This window comes from Ensifer sp. SSB1, assembly GCF_016652895.1.
In the GTDB taxonomy this organism is placed as follows: Bacteria; Pseudomonadota; Alphaproteobacteria; order Rhizobiales; family Rhizobiaceae; genus Ensifer.
On record NZ_JAEPRP010000013.1, the window covers coordinates 1 to 15,015 of the forward strand.

Here is a 15,015-nt window from a genome sequence, read left to right on the forward strand (position 1 = left end):
GCGATCGGCGCCGGCAATACGAATATGTACCGCCAATCGAGCCCGGCGAGCAGGCCGCCGACGATAAGGCCGGAAGAGTAGCCCGAGGCTTCGAAAAGATTGAAGATGCCGAAGGCCTTGTTGCGGTGCGGACCTTCGGGGAAGGTCGTAGTCAGCAGCGACATGGCGGCCGGCCCGGTAAAGCCCGCCGTCATGCCCTTGATGAAGCGTGAAACGATCAACAGAAACGGATCGTTGGTGACCGTGCCGAACAGCGACACCACGGCAAAGACGCCGAGCCCGGCCACCAGCACGCGCCGGCGGCCGAAAAGGTCCGCGCAGCGCCCGCCGAGCAGCAGGAAGCCGCCAAAGGCGAGGATATAGGCGCTGACCAGCCATTGGGCGGTGGCGGCGCTGATGCCGAACTCCGCCTGGATTTCGGGGATTGCCACGGCAATCATCGAGATATCGAGCCCATCGAGCAGGATCACCCCGCTGAAGATGAAGAGCGCCACCCAAAGGCGGGGCGGCCACTTGAGCGCATCGCTCCGGCCGACCGGCGGGTCGCCGACGGCCCGCTCGTCGCTCGGGGTCAAGCCAACTGACATATATTCTCTCCACGGAAATGGGGCGTCGGCACGCGGACATACGCGGTCCCGATCACCCGGATCATCAATGCGTCAGATCTTCCCCGATTGATCAAACTATGAAAAACAAGTAGTTCTCGATTGATCGTTAAACTAGGCTTGAAGATCTCCATGAGCCGAATGCTGCCAGGGACGCGCGCGCTGAGGACATTCGAGGCGGCCGGCCGCCATCTGAACTTCACCCGCGCGGCCGACGAGGTGGGGCTGACGCCGGCGGCCGTCAGCTACCAGATCAAGGAAATCGAGGATCAGCTTGGCCTCGTGCTGTTCACGCGCACCAGCCGCAGCATCCAGTTGACACCGGCTGGCGCGGTCGTGTTCGAAGCGGCCGTCCAGGCGCTCGAGACCTTGCAGGGGGCAGTCGGCCGCGCCCGCAGGATGGCGCGTGGCGCCCGGCAGCTGCGCCTGTCGCTCAGCCCACGTTTTGCCACCAACTGGCTGCTGCCGCGGCTGTCGCAGTTCCGCGCCGCCCACCCGGCGATCGAGCTGACTTTCGACATCAACGACGAGGTGAGGGACCTTGAAACCGAAGATGTCGACATCGCCATCCGCTTCGGTTCCGGCCGCTATGCGCAGATGCGGGCGGAGCGGCTGTTCGAGGCGGTGATTGCGCCGGTTTGCAGCCCAAAGCTGATTTCCGCCGGCAGCGAACCGAAGAACCCGCGCGATCTCTTCGGCCATACGCTCTCGCACGTCGAGTGCTACACCGAAGGCATGCTCTGGCCGAACTGGCGCATGTGGATGGCGGCAGCCGGCATCGACGATTTCGACGACAGCCGATGCGTCGCCTTTTCCGACACGAGCCATGTGGTGGAGGCGGTGATCGACGGCGGTGCCGTCGGGCTCGTCGACCTGGCGATGATCAAGAACGAACTGGCGGAGGGCCGTCTGGTGCGGCTGTTCGACATCGGCGTCAGCCTTGGCGGGGACTATGCCTATCACCTGGTCTATCCCGAAAGCGCGAGCCAGGATCCGCGGATCATGGCCTTCAGCGACTGGCTGCTTTCGGAAGTGGGGCGGGCAAAGGCGGCGCCGGCCTCGGAAATGGCCGGCTGACGTTGCTGCCGCGGCTCGCGGCCGAAACAATCCGGGAAAAGTGGGGCACGGGCCCTCCCGCGCAATTGCCTTGCTTCAGGGAGTCAGGTCATTTCTCCCCTTCAATGCGACCTTCCTTGATTGGGCGAGGGACGAGACGGATTTGGACCTGGAAGACGAGACGGATCAATCGGATCAGCCGACGCCGCGCATGTATGCCTGGGCGCGCAATTCCGCTGCCTATCGCCTTCATCGCCAGATGCTGACGGAGAAGCAGCTGTTCGACGCGATCGCCCGCAAGGCGCGGGAGAAGTTCGAGGATATCAGCGTCACCCAGGTGGAGCTGCTCGCCGCTGCCGCCGTGACCTTCGGCTATGACAACGGAGCGCTCAACGATGCCGCCTATGCCGAGGTCAAGACCCGGTCGGGCATGCGGGGCGGAAAATCCAAGCGCGCGATCGCGCAGAAACTATCGCAGAAGGGCGTAGCCAAGGGCGATGTCGCCGCCGCGATCGCAGAGGCCGACGATCTCTACGCCGCCGTGGTGCTTGCAAGAAAGCGCGCCTTCGGTCCGTTCCGCAAGGTCGATCTCGACGAGAAGCGCTCGGCAAAGGAGCTCTCCGCCTTTGCGCGAGGCGGCTTCAGTTTCGAACTGGGCAAGCGGGTCTTTTCGATGTCGTTCGACGAGGCCGAGGAAATCCTGATCGAGGGCCGCTCGCTCTGAAGGCCCGCGGCCCTTACGCTGGCGCTTCACCCGCGTTTCAGCGCGGGGTCGTCGAGCGCGGGATTGTAGAAGAGGGACAGTGTCAGGCTGCGGGCGATGCGCTCGGCCGTGGCCATGAACCAGGCCTTTGCCTCCTGATTGGGGGCGATGTCGTCGAGCGTCGTTGAGAAAAGCGCCAGCCATTTCGGAAAGAGATCGGGCGTCATGTTGGCAACGCCGACATGAGCCTGAACCGGCTTGCCGCCATAGGCGCCGTTGCGGAAGGCGACGGCCGACCAGAAGCTCTTCATCTTTTCCATGTGCTCGGGCCAGCGCCCGGAAAGGCGCGCGTCGAAGACCGGGCCGAGCTCCGGATGGGCGAGCACCCGACCGTAGAACGTATCGACCAGATGGCTGATGAAGGCGTCATCGACGCCGATCGCCTTCATTTCGGCTTCCGCCCGATCGCGGATCGCCGCGACATGGGCGGCGCGGCCCTGCAATTCGTCGTTCATCTCTTTACCCCGGCATGGGTTCCTGGTTTGGGCCACTCGGCTTTGCCGGCCTCATATAAGCGCTGGTGCCGCCGCAGCCAAAGGCCGAGCCGCCGATTGCGGCAATCTGTCTTCAATGCGCATGGAGCAAGACGCGACACCGCGCCAGCACTCAGCGCGGCGTGAACTCGACCAGCAGCGATTTCAGCTCGATCTCGCGCACGCGACGCGCCGCCTCGTCGGGGCTGACCCAGGCGAGAATGCGCTCGCCGCGCTCCTTGAAGTCGTCGCTGATTTCGTTGACTTCGATCTGGAAGATATCGACCACGCAGGGCACCACGTCGCCATCGTCGAGCGCTTTCAGATAGGTGTAGCTGCCGACCGGCTTCTTCCTGACCTTGCCGCGTACGCCCGCTTCCTGCCAGGCCTCGATCGCTGCGGCCTCGAACGGTTTCTTTCGTTTCATCGGCCAGCCCTTGGGAATGACCCAGCGGCCGCTCTCGCGCGACGTGACTACCAGGATCTCAATGTCACGGCTCTCTTTGACGCGGCGGAAACACAGGGCTGCATATTGCTGGCGAAATGACCCCGAAAACAGCTTTTCGGGCGATCTAGCCAGTTGCTGCAAGATCGTTCCGGCCTTGGCGGGCTTGGGTGGGCTGTCTTTCTTGGTCGATTTCATGCGGCCCTTTTTTGTCGCTCCCCGTTTTCAAAGCGCTGGCAGTTCGCCGCGATACTAATGGCAACCGCCTGATACGTGGAAGCGATTGTGGATGGCAACCGCCTGATCGCTCCCGCTTCATCCACGGAATACTTGCGCCGGCGAAGCAGGCAGAGCCGCACGCCAGGCGTCCCGTTTCGTAACTGTTACGTACTTGCCCCGTCATCGTTGAGGCGCATCATCCCGTTCAACCGGAAATCGCAGTGCATTTCACCCCATCGACTTGAGCCAAGGAGAAAGCGATGAGCGCGCATGACGGTAAGGCCAGTTCCGCGACGGCCGACAATGGTTGCGGGGTAACGGATGTCAGTCGCCGAGACCTGCTCTTGAGCGGCACCATCTTCGCAGCCGCCTCGCTGGTTGCCTCCGGCGCTTCGGTCAGCCCGGCCAGGGCACAGCAATCTTCCTCCTCCAGCGGCAAGCCGCCGAACATCCTCGTCATCTTCGGCGACGATATCGGCATTCCCCAGATCAGCGCCTATACGATGGGGCTGATGGGCTACCGCACGCCCAATATCGACCGGATCGCCAAGGAAGGCGCGATCTTCACCGACAGCTACGGCCAGAACAGCTGCACGGCGGGGCGGGCGTCGTTCATCCTGGGCCAGGAGCCGTTCCGTACCGGCCTGCTCACCATCGGCATGCCGGGTGACCCGCATGGCATCCAGGACTGGATGCCGACGATTGCCGACGTGCTCAAGACCAAGGGCTATTCGACCGGCCAGTTCGGCAAGAACCACCTGGGCGACCGTGACGAGCACCTGCCGACCGCCCACGGCTTCGACGAGTTCTTCGGCAACCTCTACCACCTGAACGCCGAGGAAGAGCCGGAAGGCTACTTCTATCCGAAGGATCCGGAGTTCAAGAAGAAGTTCGGTCCGCGTGGTGTCATCAAGTCCAGCGCCGACGGCAAGATCGAGGACACCGGCGCGCTCAACACCAAGCGCATGGAAACGATCGACGAGGAGTTCCTGACAGCCGCCAAGGACTACATCGACCGGCAGGTGAAGGCCGACAAGCCGTTCTTCTGCTGGTTCAACTCGACCCGCATGCACGTCTTCACCCACTTGAAGCCGGACTCGCTTGGCAAGACCGGCAAGGGCATCCATGCCGACGGCATGGTGGAGCATGACGGCCATGTCGGCCAACTCCTGCAGCAGCTCGACGAACTCGGCATCGCCGACAACACCATCGTGCTCTACACCACCGACAACGGTGCCGAACTGGCGCTGTGGCCGGACGGCGCGCAGACGATGTTCCATGGCGAAAAGGGCACGACCTGGGAAGGCGGCTTCCGCATTCCGATGATGGTGCGCTGGCCGGGCGTGGTGAAGCCGGGCACGCAGATCAACGACCCTGTTACGCTGATGGACTGGCTGCCGACTTTCGCGACGGCTGCCGGTATCGGAGACGTCAAGGAAGAGATGAAGAAGGGCTTCAAGGGCACCTCGAAGACCTTCAAGGTGCATCTCGACGGCTACGACCTGACGGGGCTGTTGAAGGGCGAGGCGAAGGAGCCGCCGCGTGACTCGGTCTACTACTTCGACCAGGGCGGCAACCTCAACGCTATCCGCTGGAACGACTGGAAGCTGAGCTTTGCCCAGGCGAGCCACGGCAACATCGCCACCGCCACCCGTGAGGTGCCGAGCTGGGCCGTCATCGCCAACCTGCGCATGGACCCCTACGAGCGCGGCATGGAAGACGGCGGCGGGGCGATCGAGTTCCTCGCCCGCAACATGTGGCTGCTGGTGCCGATCCAGGGCAAGATCAAGGAGTTCTTCGCGGACTTCAACGACTATCCGTACCAGTCCGGCAGCACGCTGAATGCCAGCGGCATCAACTACGGCTGGCTGCAGCAACAGGCGGCGCTGAAGAAGCTCAACGAACTGGAGAGCCTGGCTCCGCGCTGATGAGAAAACCCCGCCGCCGGCTTGCGCTGGCGGCGGGGATTGACTGTACGCAGTGGTTGCACAGCGCCGCTTGCCGGACTAGTTTCCCGCGAAATTTGCGGGAGCTGACCATGCGCATTCGACCTGCGGTCAAGGACGACCATCCGGCGCTCTGCGCGATCGACACCGTTGCAGCGGGCGATCCGAGGCGATCGGCCGACATCGCCGGCTGGATCGGGCAGGGCTGCTGCCATCTGGTCGAGATCGATGGCGAAGTGGCGGCCTATGTCGTGCTGGCCCACCACTTTTTTGGTCATGCCTTCATCGAGATGCTGATGGTCGGTGCGTCCTGGCGCCGGCGTGGCCTCAGTGCGGCGCTGATCGCGCATTTCCAGGCGATGTCCTCGGGGGCGAAGCTCTTCAGCTCGACCAACATGTCGAACCGCCCGATGCAGGACCTCTTGGTCAAGGCCGGATTCCGGCCCAGCGGCTATATCGACAATCTTGACGAGAACGATCCGGAGATCGTGTTCTACAGCCCCCTCGAGCCGAACGCGACTTGAGGGGGCCGATTTGGCATTGGCGGCTCAAGCGGCTTCGCCGAGCTGCGTCAGGTGGCCGGCAAAGTCGGTGCCCTTGCCGCCGGCGTTGATGGTGTCGAAATATTCGTGCCAGCCGGATTGGGCGATGCCGGCGACGAGGGCTTCGAGCGCCGATGCATCCGGGCAGCGCCAGACGGCGAAGAAGGTCTGCGAGGCCGCATGCAGCTTCGATTGGTCGACCTTGCCGAAGGTGATGAGCTCGACGCCGAGTGCCGAGAGAGCCGGCATGGCGGAGCCGATCGCGGTCAGGAACTGCTGGCGTCCCTGGTGGGGAAGGGCGAGCCACGCCGGCTTGGCGCTGTAAAGTTCGGTCAGGTAGTGAGGCATGGTCTGCTTTCTTCTTGTCAGTCTGAGGGTATGCAATTCCGGGCGCCCTCAAGCGTTTCCGGAACTGGATTTCGTGGCGATGGATCGAAGCGCGCGGCGGCAGATGCGCGTCGTCGCCGGTCCCGAGCTTTCAGCGGACCAGCGCGCGCAGAGCGCTTGGACCCACTCGGGCCGATCCTTGGCCGCATCGTTCAGCCAGTTGCCGACCGAATCCTGCACATAAGGGGAGAGATCGGCGCGCAACGGCTCCAGTACGCAAAACGCGCGTTCGGGCTCCTTCCTGAGCGCTGCGATATGGGCGCACCAGACGCCGCGCGGGCGGATTGATTCCGAGGCGAAACGGCGGATGCGCTCGGATGGATCGGATGTCCAGCCGGCCGCCAGCAGGGCGATCGCTTGATCCAGATTTGCGGCGAGATGCGGGCGGACGGCGATCCAGGCCCATTCGCGCACACCGAAATGGCTGTCGTCGGCGAGAGGTCGGATCGCGGTCAGCCGCTCGGCGAGGGACATGTCATCCACGGCCGCGACCATGAAACAGGCCCAGCCCCGCGCCGTGTCCGAGGAATGATGCGCGAGCTCTTGCAGCGCAGAAGGACCGAGGCTTTCCGCGATCAGCTTTGCGGCGAGCGGCATGCGCCGGGAAATGCCGGTCGAGGCGGCCGCTCTCATCTCGGCAAGGGCATCGTCGCCGATGCCGGGCAGGATGCTGGCCATGAGTGCTGCAAAATCGACGGCGAGGCATTCGGTCAGGGTCGCAGCTTCAGCGCCGGCGTTCAGTTGCGCCAGGCGCTCGGCGCCAATGCTGGCGACGCCGCGTGCTTTGGTCTGGTTCTCGGTCACGGCTGCGTTTCCGATGTGGCCTGCGACGCCGTGGTCTCGAGATTATTCCAGATGCGCTGCAGCAGCCTGTGGAACGTCTGGTGCTCTTCGACGCTGAAGCCGGCGAAGAGCGAGGCGATCCAGGTGCTGTGTTCACCGAGCAGGTTGCCTGCGGTCTTGCGGCCGGTTTCGGTCAGTACGACCGCGATCTTGCGCCGGTCATCAAGGCCGGAGCGGCGCTCGACGAAGCCGTCGCGCTCCAGACCGTCGATGAGCCCGGTGATGGTGGCGCGCGTCACGCCGGCCCGGTCGGCAAGCTCGTGCGGAGACAGGCCCGCGGGTTGATCGTTGAGCAGGAAGAGGATAACGAACTTGCCTTCCGAAAGCCGGTGGGGTGCCAGTCTTGCGGCGCAGTCCCGATCGATCGCGCCGGTAAGCGCCAGCAGTTCGAAGCAGGCGCGCATGTTGCCGGTCTCGGCGACCGCCCGACGCTCGGCTTCCTGCAGCAGGGCCCGGTGTTTCTGTTCCAGCATTGTCATAAGGCGACAGATAATAAGGCGCCTAACTAGAGTCAAGCAATTGCGCGTTCCTGGCTGTGGATGGGGCGGTGTGCCGGTCTAACGTCCGATCATGCGCTCCTGCATCTCCTCGCCGATGAAGCAATTGTAGTCCTTGCCGTATTGGGCCGGCCGCACTGGCGCCGTATCCAGGCGGCTCACTTCCTGGCCGGAGATCTCCGTGACGAGTTTGCGCAGGATCGCCTTGGCGAACTCGCTGCTGTCCGTCACCTTCACGAGAAAGGCGCCGTCGCCGCCGATCACACATTCGCGGTAGTAGGCGTCGAGGTCCGGGATCGAGGCGCTATCGGGTTGCTGCGTCTTCAGCATGATCGGCAAGCCATCGATGGTGATGCCACGGGCGACGGTGGAATTGCGGGCGACGGGGGCGGGCACACCGGAATTGTTGGGGCCGTCGCCGGAGATATCGATGACCCGGCGGCTGCCTTCGAAGGGGCTGAGATCGAACAGCCGTCGGGTGAAGGCAAGCGTGTTGGAAATCGAGGTGAAGGCGATCCTCCGGATCGGTTGCCGGCTGAGAAGCTCGGAATATTGCGCTGCCGTGCCGCGACCATCGATCAGCGTCCAGGGCGTGACCTGTACCGCTGCGCCGCCCCATTCGACGTAGGTGACGGCGATGCGCCCGAGCGGGCCGTTCGCGACGGCCTCGATCAGCGCGGGCTCCAGAAAGGCGGCGACATAGCCCTGCCGCTGGATCCGCTGCTCCTCAAGCTCCATGGAGTAGGAGACGTCGACGGCGAGTACCAGTTCGAGGTCGACCCTGAGCGGCTCGGCGGAGGCGCTTCCGCAAAGCAACAAGGCGCAGGCAATAAGGACCGATCTGAGTACCATCGCAGCCGTGACCCAAGCGCAAGCGGGAGGATCATGCTACGCCCAAACCGCCTTTGCGCAATGCGGCGCGGCTTTAGCGTCAGCGGCCAAGTTTCTTGAGAAGCGGTTCCAGCGCATCGATCAGCGGTTCGGGCGAAACCGGGTCACCGCCCTCGGACCAGGCGTTCTGGAACTCGGCGATCTCCAGCCCGACGACCTTGCTCCTGGCAAGGATACCGCAAGCCGCGCGTAGCTCATCGAGCGACAGTCCGTTTTCATGCTGGTAGTCGGTGGGGACGATGCCGGGGGTGAGCACGTCGCAGTCGAGGTGGATATAGACCGGTCGGCCGGCGATGGCCTCCGCCAGCCTTTGCGCGAGGTCGGCACCGGGGCGGATATGCGGAATGCGCTTCGTCTCGATGAGTTCGGCCTCGAAGGGATCGAGGTCGCGCTGGCCGACGAGCACGACGTTTTCGAGCGAGAGCCCGTCGCCGAGGCCGGACTGCCAGAGGCCGCAGGGCCCTGACAGCGCCAGCCCGCCGAGATAGCCGGTGCTGCTTGCCTCTGGTGTGTTGAGGTCGCCATGCGCGTCGAACCAGACGACGACCGCATCCGCGTGGTGCCTGGCGACGGCTGGCAGCGTTGCCAGCGAGACGGCGCAACGGCTGGTCGCGGCAAGCGAAAACGAGCCTTCGGCGTAAACCGCGTCGAAGCGATCTTGCATGCGCCTGAGCGCCGGCATCGCGGCTTCGAGCTCCACCGTCCAGTGGCCGTTCATCGCCGGTTCCGGTTCACCGATCGTGACGGCTTCGAGGCCGAGTTTTCGGGCGAGATGGGCGGCAACGGACTTCGCGCCGGGAATGCCGAGGTCATTGTGATCGCCGGCGCGACCCTGAAAGCAGGTAAGGGCAAGGGGCATCGATGCGGACTCCAAACTCAGGTTTGAAGCGAACGAAGCACGGGGGGCGCCGATTTGACAAGGCCGGGAGCCGAACGGCGCAAAGCGAGTGCGTCCGTTCGGTCTTCCTTTTTGTCTTCACAGGGGGCGCCCGCAATGCGGGTGCGCGCTTATCCGAACACCAGCGAGCGGTGCAGTTGCGCGCCCGCCCAGGCGCCGTCGCCGACCGCGAGCGAGACGGAGTGGGGAACGCGCCCGACGTCGCCGCAGGCATAGGCGCCGGGAATGGTGGTTTCCTTCGCGGCCGTAGCCCGGATCTGCAAGCCCATCGGCGTCTCCTCGATCTCGCAGCCGAAGCGTTCGGCGATGTCGCTTGCGGGCGTGGTGCGGGTGGCGACGAAGAGGCCTGCGAACGGCAGGCGGCGGCCGTCCGTGAGCACCACGTCGGCATGGCCCTCAAGGCGCGCGACCGGCGTCTCGTCGATGGTGACGCCACGCTTGACGAGATCGGCACGGCCTTCGGCATCGAGCGTAATCGCACCATTGGTGAAGAAGGTCACCTTGCCCCATTCGGGAATGAGCTGGGCCTGATGGATCGACATCGGGCTTGCGGCAATGACGGCGATCTCGCCCTGGTGCAGCTCGTAGCCGTGGCAATAGGGGCAATGGAAGGCGCTCTTGCCCCAGCGTTCCGCCAGCCCCTCGATCTCCGGCAGGCCGTCCTTGACGCCTGTTGCGAAGAGCAGGCGCCGGCCCTCGAAGGATGCGCCATCGGCTGTGGTGACGACGAAGGCATCCTGCTTGCCGCTCGCCGTCACGGCGCGACGGTCGATCCAGGTGAGCGTGGGGTAGGCGAGCAATTGTTTGCGGGCGCTCGCGGCGATCTCGCCGGGGGCGATGCCGTCCTGGCCGAGGAAGCCATGGGAATGGCTGGCGAAGCGGTTGCGGCGAATGCCCTCGTCGATGATCGTCACGCGCCGGCGGGCGCGCAAAAGCTGGAGGGCGGCGGCCATGCCGGCATAGCTGCCGCCGATGATGATGACGTCCTGTTGCATGGGTCTTCCTTTCGGTTGGGCGCAGGCCAGCCCACCGGTTTCTTGAACCAGTGCGTCGACCCGGGCTTTGGGCAATAGGGTTCCGGCCGGAAAACCGCGATCTAAGCGGTCCCGGGATAACCGGATGTGTCGGGATCGATCACGTCAGGACGGATCGATCGGCTGCTGTCAGTGCGATCGGAGCCGGTGCCGCCGGGCAAAGTCCTCGGCGAGGTCGGCGAGCGTCACGTGGGCGAAGCGGTCGAGCAGCAGGGCCTCGGCCTCGGCAAAGGCGGTGTCGAGCGCTGCATTGACCGCCTGCTCGACGAGACATTCCGGCATTTCCTGCCGGTTGCCGATGGCAAAGATCGCGGGCTCGCCGAGTGTTTCGTGCAATTGCCGAAGCGTCACGGTCTTGAGATCGGCGGTGATCGCCCAGCCGCCCGCATGGCCGCGGGCGGAGGAAACGATGCCGGCATCGCGCAGGAAGCCCATGGTGCGACGAACGACGACCGGATTGGTGCGCATGCACATGGCAAGCTCGTCCGAGGTCAAGGGTTCGCCGCGCTCGGCCATGTGCAGGAGCGCGTGCAGGACGGAGGAAAGGCGACTGTCTTTTTTCATGTAACTTCAATTATTACGAATCGAGGTGCGATGCAAGGGGGCGTGACGGGCGGTGGGGCAGGCGGGTTTTGAAACCCGGCTGGTCACGCGGTGTGGCAAGCTGTCAGAGGCGCGAGGGACTCTTCTCACGAAGCCGGACGGCGTCGCGCCGGGATCGCATATTGCGCCGCGCGGACGCGCGGCTGCTGGATCTCTGTGACAGGCACAGAGATGAGGGTGGTCGTGGCTGGCCTCGTGCCAAACTGCTGGGGAGGCGATGGATGATACAGACGCCAACAAGGCCTCCCTCATTCCTGTGCCTGTCACAGGAATCCAGCCAGCCCAAGCCCTTGGGCTGAAAAGGCTCTTTCGCACTGCGGGCACGGCGCTGCTGGATCCCCGTGACACAGGGATGGGGGCGGTCCGCCGTCCTGGCTATGACGCCAAATGGATGGCGCCGTAGGGATTGTACTTGAAATCGTCCTCGTCGTAGCCGTCGACGGGCAGCAATTTGGCGCCGCGGCGGGCGAGCACCGTCTCGATGCCGCCGCTGAAGAGTTCCTCGGCAACGGTGTCGATGATCGCGCTCAGCAACAGTTCGTCGTCGGAGACGCTTCTTGGCACGTAGACATCGGGTATGCCGTTCAGGTGGAAGCCGATGCTGTAGAGATGTTCCGTCGTGCCGATCGGCCGCTTGGCAAAGGCGAGGCGGCAGGGGCGGGCAAGGGCGGCGCCCGTCTGGCCTTCCGCGTCGCGGGCAAGCTCTCTCCATCTGGCGACGCCATGCGCGACACCGGCGCTCTCGCCCTTGGCGGCGGCGATACCGTTTTCGAGGCTATGAACCACCAGCCGCAGCGCTGTGGCGGAGGTTTTCACCGCATCCGTCGCCGTCATCGGCGGGCCGAGCACATAGATGACCGAGCGATGGTCGCTGACGGCCTCTTCATCGGCGTCGGTCCAGGCGCCCTTCCGCACGCGATCCCAGCAGACATCGAAGGACATCGGCATGCGGTCGTCCGGCGCGGCCTCGGAAAAGGTGTAGTCGATCTCGAAGCCGGGGGCGAAACGGTCGATCGCCGACTGGATCATTTCACAGAGTTCGGAGAAAGGGCGTTCTCCGCCGAGCAGGCAGAGCACGTGACGTGGTTCGATTTCGGAAAAGCTCATGACCGATGCCCCCAAGTGGTCTCAGCGAAGCTGTCGCAGACACCACTGCAAGATGCAATCCGTCACTGGGTGGCTTTCTTAGGCGTGCGTCGGACTCTGGCCCCGTGCTACGATGACGATGCCGACCAGCGAGACGACGAGGCCGGCGGCCATGGCCCAGGAGAGGGGCTCGCCGAACATGACGAAGGCCCAGATCATCGTCACCGGCGGGCTGAGATACAAAATTGCGGTGACGCGGGCGGGCGAGGATTTCTTCAGCGCCAGGTAATAGAGGCTCCAGGCGCCGAAGGTGGCGACGAAGACCAGCCAGAGGATGCCACCGACAAAGCCCGGATCGAGAACCGGCAGAACGCTGCCTTCATGCCAGGCAAAGAGCGCGAAGATGGCTGCCGCCGAAAGGCACTGGATGCAGAGGCTCTGGTGCACCGGCATGGCGCCCGCCGGGCTGCGCTTCTGCAGGAGGGTCGCCAGCGCCAGCGACAGGGTGCCGAGAACGGGCAGGCCATAGGCCCAGAGCGGCACGTCGCCGATATCGAGCGACCAGCCGGAGGCGATCAGGACACCGGTCAGCCCGATGAAGGAGCCGAGCCACTGGCGGGCGGTGAGCGCCTGGCCGAGGACCGGCCAGGAGAGAATGGCGACGGCAAGCGGCAGCATGTCGGTGATCAGCGCCACGAGGCCGGTGGGCACGCCATAGGAGATCGCCAGCGCGAAACCGGCGAGATAACCGGACATGGCGAGCGCACCGAAAAGCATCTGCGGCACGGCATCCTTCATGCGGATCTTCGGTCCCATCGTCAGCGCGAAAGGCAGTAGCACCAGGCCGGAGACGAGGCTGCGCCAGAGGAGGATCAGGAACAGCGGCGCGTGGTCGATGGCAAAGCGGATGCCGACGAAACCGGCGCTCCAGGAGACCACCAGCGCTGCCTCGAGCAGGACCAGGATGAGGATTGGCCACACTCGGTTTGACCCGCGGGAAGGCAGCGCGGCAACGTCGCTCATATCAAGGGTTCCGGTGTCAGCGGGTGGGGAGGGCCGTGTCGATCACGGCGGCGGATGGCCGGGACCTGGTTCGGCGGCGGCCGCCCGGTATCGGCAGGGTGAGGATGAAGAGCGAGCCGACGATGAGCCCGATGCCCGCCCAGCCCTCGGCCGGCAGCCGCTCGCCGACGATGACGACGGCAAGCACGGCGGCAATGACAGGTTCGAGCAGCGACAGCGTGGTGGCCATGGTGGCCGACACGCGGGCGAGGCCATAGGCGAAGAGCACATAGGCGATAAGCACCGGCACCAGCGCCATGTAGATGCCGACGGCGACGTTGGTCCACGACGCTAAAAGCGGCGCGCCGGTGACGGCGAGCACCGGCAGGAGCAGGGTGCCGCCGACGCCGAAGATCGAGCCCATGGCGGCGCGTGGCGGGATGCCCGCCTGCATCAGCCGCCGCGCCACCCAGGAATAGAGCGCATAGAGCAGGCCGGAGACGAGGCCGAGCAGGATGCCGTAGAGCACGGTCGGCGCGTCGGCAGCACCTGCGCCGCCGTGGCCTTCCGACAGGACGAGAAGCACAGCGCCCGAGAGGCCAGCGGCAGCGCCGAGCAGCCAGCGGGTCGTCAGCTTGTGTCCGTCGAAGATCCGCTCGATCACGGAGGCTGCAAGCGGCGCCGAGCCGATGGAGATGACGGTGCCGATGGCGACGCCGGCCAGGTGCATGGAGGAGTAGAAGGCGAGCGGATAGATCGCGACCGACAGCGAGCCGAGGGCGAGCATCGGCCATTGCGCCGCAATCTTTGCCCGGCCTTTCACGATCGAGTGCAGCGCCGTCAGCGCCAAGAGCAGGCCGCCAAGGCCCATGGCGACGGCGCCGATGCCGAGCGGGCTGACACCTCTGGCAAAGGTGGCGGTGGTGCCGGTGGTGCCCCAAAGGGCGGAAGCGGTCAGCACGCAGGCGAAGCCGACGAAAGAAGCGGAAGTCCTGGAGGTCATAGCTGGTCCATGATCGAGATGGCGATCCTGCGCGCGGTCTTCAGCCGGGCGTCATGACCGTCGAGCCCGGCGCGCGACATGGCGCCTTCGAGCAAAAAGGAGAGATGCTCCGCAGTCTCGTCGATGGCGGTGCCCGCCTCGGGCCGTATTTCCCGGAGATATTGTTTGAACAGCATTTCCACCTCGTCCTTCTGCGAGGCGACGATCTCGCGGGCGGGATCGCCGACGGAAAGCTCGGCTGCGGCATTCAAGAGCCCGCAGCCGCGAAAGCCCCAGGAGTAGGCCATTTCGGCGTGGTCGACATAGCTGTCGAAGATCGCCAGAACTCGCTCTCGCGGCGTTGCCGCATGGGCCAGGCGCTCGCGGTAAAGGTCCTGCCATTCCCGGTGGCGTGCCTCGATATAGGCGTTCACCAGATCGGTCTTGGACGAGAAGTTGTTGTAGAGGCTCATCTTGGCGACGCCCGCATGGGCGGTGATCGCATCGATACCCGTCGCGCCGACCCCATCCCGATAGAACAGTTCGGCTGCTGCCTTCAGCAGGCGCTCGCGTGCCGGCGCTTTCTCGCTCATCGCTTTCTCCAGTCTTCTAGGTAGACCGATCTACCTAATTATTTCCGATGTCAAGCCCCGGGACTGAAAGGCGTGGACGTGATGGCGTTCCGGTGGCGGATTCGCCGCGGCGGTAACTGTTACGTACTTCCCCTCGCGCCGGAGGGCTCT

At 64.7% G+C, this 15,015-nt stretch carries 18 protein-coding genes; 4 read left to right on the forward strand and 14 right to left on the reverse strand.

Annotated features, from left to right (window positions below):
* Positions 1-587, reverse strand: a 587-nt coding sequence (locus I8N66_RS05135; RefSeq protein ID WP_291150438.1) for an MFS transporter, incomplete at its 3' end; no start/stop codon positions are given.
* A gap of 150 nt (positions 588-737) precedes the next feature.
* Between I8N66_RS05135 and gcvA the strand changes: the two genes are divergently transcribed.
* Together gcvA and recX are read left to right on the forward strand one after the other, a co-directional pair.
* On the forward strand, positions 738-1,682 hold the full coding sequence (gene gcvA, locus I8N66_RS05140; protein ID WP_291150441.1) for a transcriptional regulator GcvA: 945 nt from the start codon (positions 738-740) through the stop codon (positions 1,680-1,682).
* A 148-nt stretch (positions 1,683-1,830) separates the two neighbouring features.
* Positions 1,831-2,385 (forward strand): recombination regulator RecX, encoded by a 555-nt coding sequence (recX, locus tag I8N66_RS05145; RefSeq protein WP_223727804.1) that lies wholly within the window; start codon positions 1,831-1,833, stop codon positions 2,383-2,385.
* A 26-nt stretch (positions 2,386-2,411) separates the two neighbouring features.
* Here recX and I8N66_RS05150 read toward each other — a convergent pair whose 3' ends face one another.
* Complete coding sequence (locus I8N66_RS05150; protein ID WP_291150444.1) at positions 2,412-2,879, reverse strand: truncated hemoglobin; 468 nt, start codon at positions 2,877-2,879, stop codon at positions 2,412-2,414.
* A 151-nt stretch (positions 2,880-3,030) separates the two neighbouring features.
* Positions 3,031-3,540, reverse strand: coding sequence for an NUDIX hydrolase (locus I8N66_RS05155; RefSeq protein ID WP_113538965.1), 510 nt, complete (start codon positions 3,538-3,540; stop codon positions 3,031-3,033).
* 281 nt (positions 3,541-3,821) lie between these two features.
* On the opposite strand from I8N66_RS05155, the gene I8N66_RS05160 reads away from it, so the two are divergent.
* Complete coding sequence (locus tag I8N66_RS05160; protein ID WP_291150453.1) at positions 3,822-5,489, forward strand: arylsulfatase; 1,668 nt, start codon at positions 3,822-3,824, stop codon at positions 5,487-5,489.
* A gap of 110 nt (positions 5,490-5,599) precedes the next feature.
* The gene (locus I8N66_RS05165) at positions 5,600-6,031 is read left to right on the forward strand and encodes a GNAT family N-acetyltransferase (RefSeq protein ID WP_291150456.1); all 432 of its coding nucleotides are present in this window, start codon (positions 5,600-5,602) and stop codon (positions 6,029-6,031) included.
* A gap of 24 nt (positions 6,032-6,055) precedes the next feature.
* On the opposite strand, the gene I8N66_RS05170 is transcribed toward I8N66_RS05165, so the two are convergent.
* The 11 genes from I8N66_RS05170 to I8N66_RS05220 all read right to left on the reverse strand — a co-directional run bounded on the left by I8N66_RS05170 (position 6,056) and on the right by I8N66_RS05220 (position 14,865).
* Positions 6,056-6,397, reverse strand: a complete 342-nt coding sequence (locus I8N66_RS05170) for a DUF6616 family protein (RefSeq protein WP_113538971.1) — start codon at positions 6,395-6,397, stop codon at positions 6,056-6,058.
* 48 nt (positions 6,398-6,445) lie between these two features.
* Positions 6,446-7,240, reverse strand: a complete 795-nt coding sequence (locus I8N66_RS05175; protein ID WP_291150459.1) for a HEAT repeat domain-containing protein — start codon at positions 7,238-7,240, stop codon at positions 6,446-6,448.
* A complete protein-coding gene (locus I8N66_RS05180) occupies positions 7,237-7,758 on the reverse strand; it encodes a MarR family transcriptional regulator (protein WP_113538973.1) in 522 nt (173 codons plus the stop codon). Before I8N66_RS05180 ends, I8N66_RS05175 begins: the two co-directional genes overlap by 4 nt.
* A gap of 78 nt (positions 7,759-7,836) precedes the next feature.
* Complete coding sequence (locus I8N66_RS05185; protein ID WP_291150463.1) at positions 7,837-8,628, reverse strand: DUF1194 domain-containing protein; 792 nt, start codon at positions 8,626-8,628, stop codon at positions 7,837-7,839.
* Between the two features lie 79 nt (positions 8,629-8,707).
* A complete protein-coding gene (locus I8N66_RS05190) occupies positions 8,708-9,526 on the reverse strand; it encodes an arginase family protein (protein WP_291150466.1) in 819 nt (272 codons plus the stop codon).
* Positions 9,527-9,675: 149 nt separating this feature from the next.
* Entirely contained in the window at positions 9,676-10,560 is an 885-nt protein-coding gene (locus I8N66_RS05195; RefSeq protein WP_113538976.1) for an NAD(P)/FAD-dependent oxidoreductase, read from the reverse strand.
* 168 nt (positions 10,561-10,728) lie between these two features.
* Positions 10,729-11,163, reverse strand: coding sequence for an Rrf2 family transcriptional regulator (locus I8N66_RS05200; protein ID WP_034793085.1), 435 nt, complete (start codon positions 11,161-11,163; stop codon positions 10,729-10,731).
* 414 nt (positions 11,164-11,577) lie between these two features.
* Positions 11,578-12,309 carry a hypothetical protein gene (locus I8N66_RS05205; protein WP_291150486.1) on the reverse strand — a complete coding sequence of 244 codons (732 nt, stop codon included), beginning with the start codon at positions 12,307-12,309 and terminating at the stop codon, positions 11,578-11,580.
* Positions 12,310-12,387: 78 nt separating this feature from the next.
* Entirely contained in the window at positions 12,388-13,311 is a 924-nt protein-coding gene (locus I8N66_RS05210; RefSeq protein WP_291150489.1) for a DMT family transporter, read from the reverse strand.
* 16 nt (positions 13,312-13,327) lie between these two features.
* Positions 13,328-14,293, reverse strand: a complete 966-nt coding sequence (locus I8N66_RS05215; protein WP_291150492.1) for an EamA family transporter — start codon at positions 14,291-14,293, stop codon at positions 13,328-13,330.
* A complete protein-coding gene (locus tag I8N66_RS05220; RefSeq protein WP_291150495.1) occupies positions 14,290-14,865 on the reverse strand; it encodes a TetR/AcrR family transcriptional regulator in 576 nt (191 codons plus the stop codon). The genes I8N66_RS05215 and I8N66_RS05220 overlap by 4 nt, the downstream gene beginning before the upstream one ends.
* Positions 14,866-15,015: the final 150 nt, after the last annotated feature.

Excerpts from the sequence above, each read along its gene's own strand:
- gcvA (WP_291150441.1), top strand. The coding sequence starts at position 738 with ATGAGCCGAATGCTGCCAGGGACGCGCGCGCTGAGGACATTCGAGGCG.
- I8N66_RS05150 (WP_291150444.1), bottom strand. The coding sequence starts at position 2,879 with ATGAACGACGAATTGCAGGGCCGCGCCGCCCATGTCGCGGCGATCCGC.
- I8N66_RS05155 (WP_113538965.1), bottom strand. The coding sequence starts at position 3,540 with ATGAAATCGACCAAGAAAGACAGCCCACCCAAGCCCGCCAAGGCCGGA.
- I8N66_RS05160 (WP_291150453.1), top strand. The coding sequence starts at position 3,822 with ATGAGCGCGCATGACGGTAAGGCCAGTTCCGCGACGGCCGACAATGGT.
- I8N66_RS05165 (WP_291150456.1), top strand. The coding sequence starts at position 5,600 with ATGCGCATTCGACCTGCGGTCAAGGACGACCATCCGGCGCTCTGCGCG.
- I8N66_RS05170 (WP_113538971.1), bottom strand. The coding sequence starts at position 6,397 with ATGCCTCACTACCTGACCGAACTTTACAGCGCCAAGCCGGCGTGGCTC.
- I8N66_RS05180 (WP_113538973.1), bottom strand. The coding sequence starts at position 7,758 with ATGACAATGCTGGAACAGAAACACCGGGCCCTGCTGCAGGAAGCCGAG.
- I8N66_RS05185 (WP_291150463.1), bottom strand. The coding sequence starts at position 8,628 with ATGGTACTCAGATCGGTCCTTATTGCCTGCGCCTTGTTGCTTTGCGGA.
- I8N66_RS05190 (WP_291150466.1), bottom strand. The coding sequence starts at position 9,526 with ATGCCCCTTGCCCTTACCTGCTTTCAGGGTCGCGCCGGCGATCACAAT.
- I8N66_RS05195 (WP_113538976.1), bottom strand. The coding sequence starts at position 10,560 with ATGCAACAGGACGTCATCATCATCGGCGGCAGCTATGCCGGCATGGCC.
- I8N66_RS05200 (WP_034793085.1), bottom strand. The coding sequence starts at position 11,163 with ATGAAAAAAGACAGTCGCCTTTCCTCCGTCCTGCACGCGCTCCTGCAC.
- I8N66_RS05205 (WP_291150486.1), bottom strand. The coding sequence starts at position 12,309 with ATGAGCTTTTCCGAAATCGAACCACGTCACGTGCTCTGCCTGCTCGGC.
- I8N66_RS05210 (WP_291150489.1), bottom strand. The coding sequence starts at position 13,311 with ATGAGCGACGTTGCCGCGCTGCCTTCCCGCGGGTCAAACCGAGTGTGG.
- I8N66_RS05215 (WP_291150492.1), bottom strand. The coding sequence starts at position 14,293 with ATGACCTCCAGGACTTCCGCTTCTTTCGTCGGCTTCGCCTGCGTGCTG.
- I8N66_RS05220 (WP_291150495.1), bottom strand. The coding sequence starts at position 14,865 with ATGAGCGAGAAAGCGCCGGCACGCGAGCGCCTGCTGAAGGCAGCAGCC.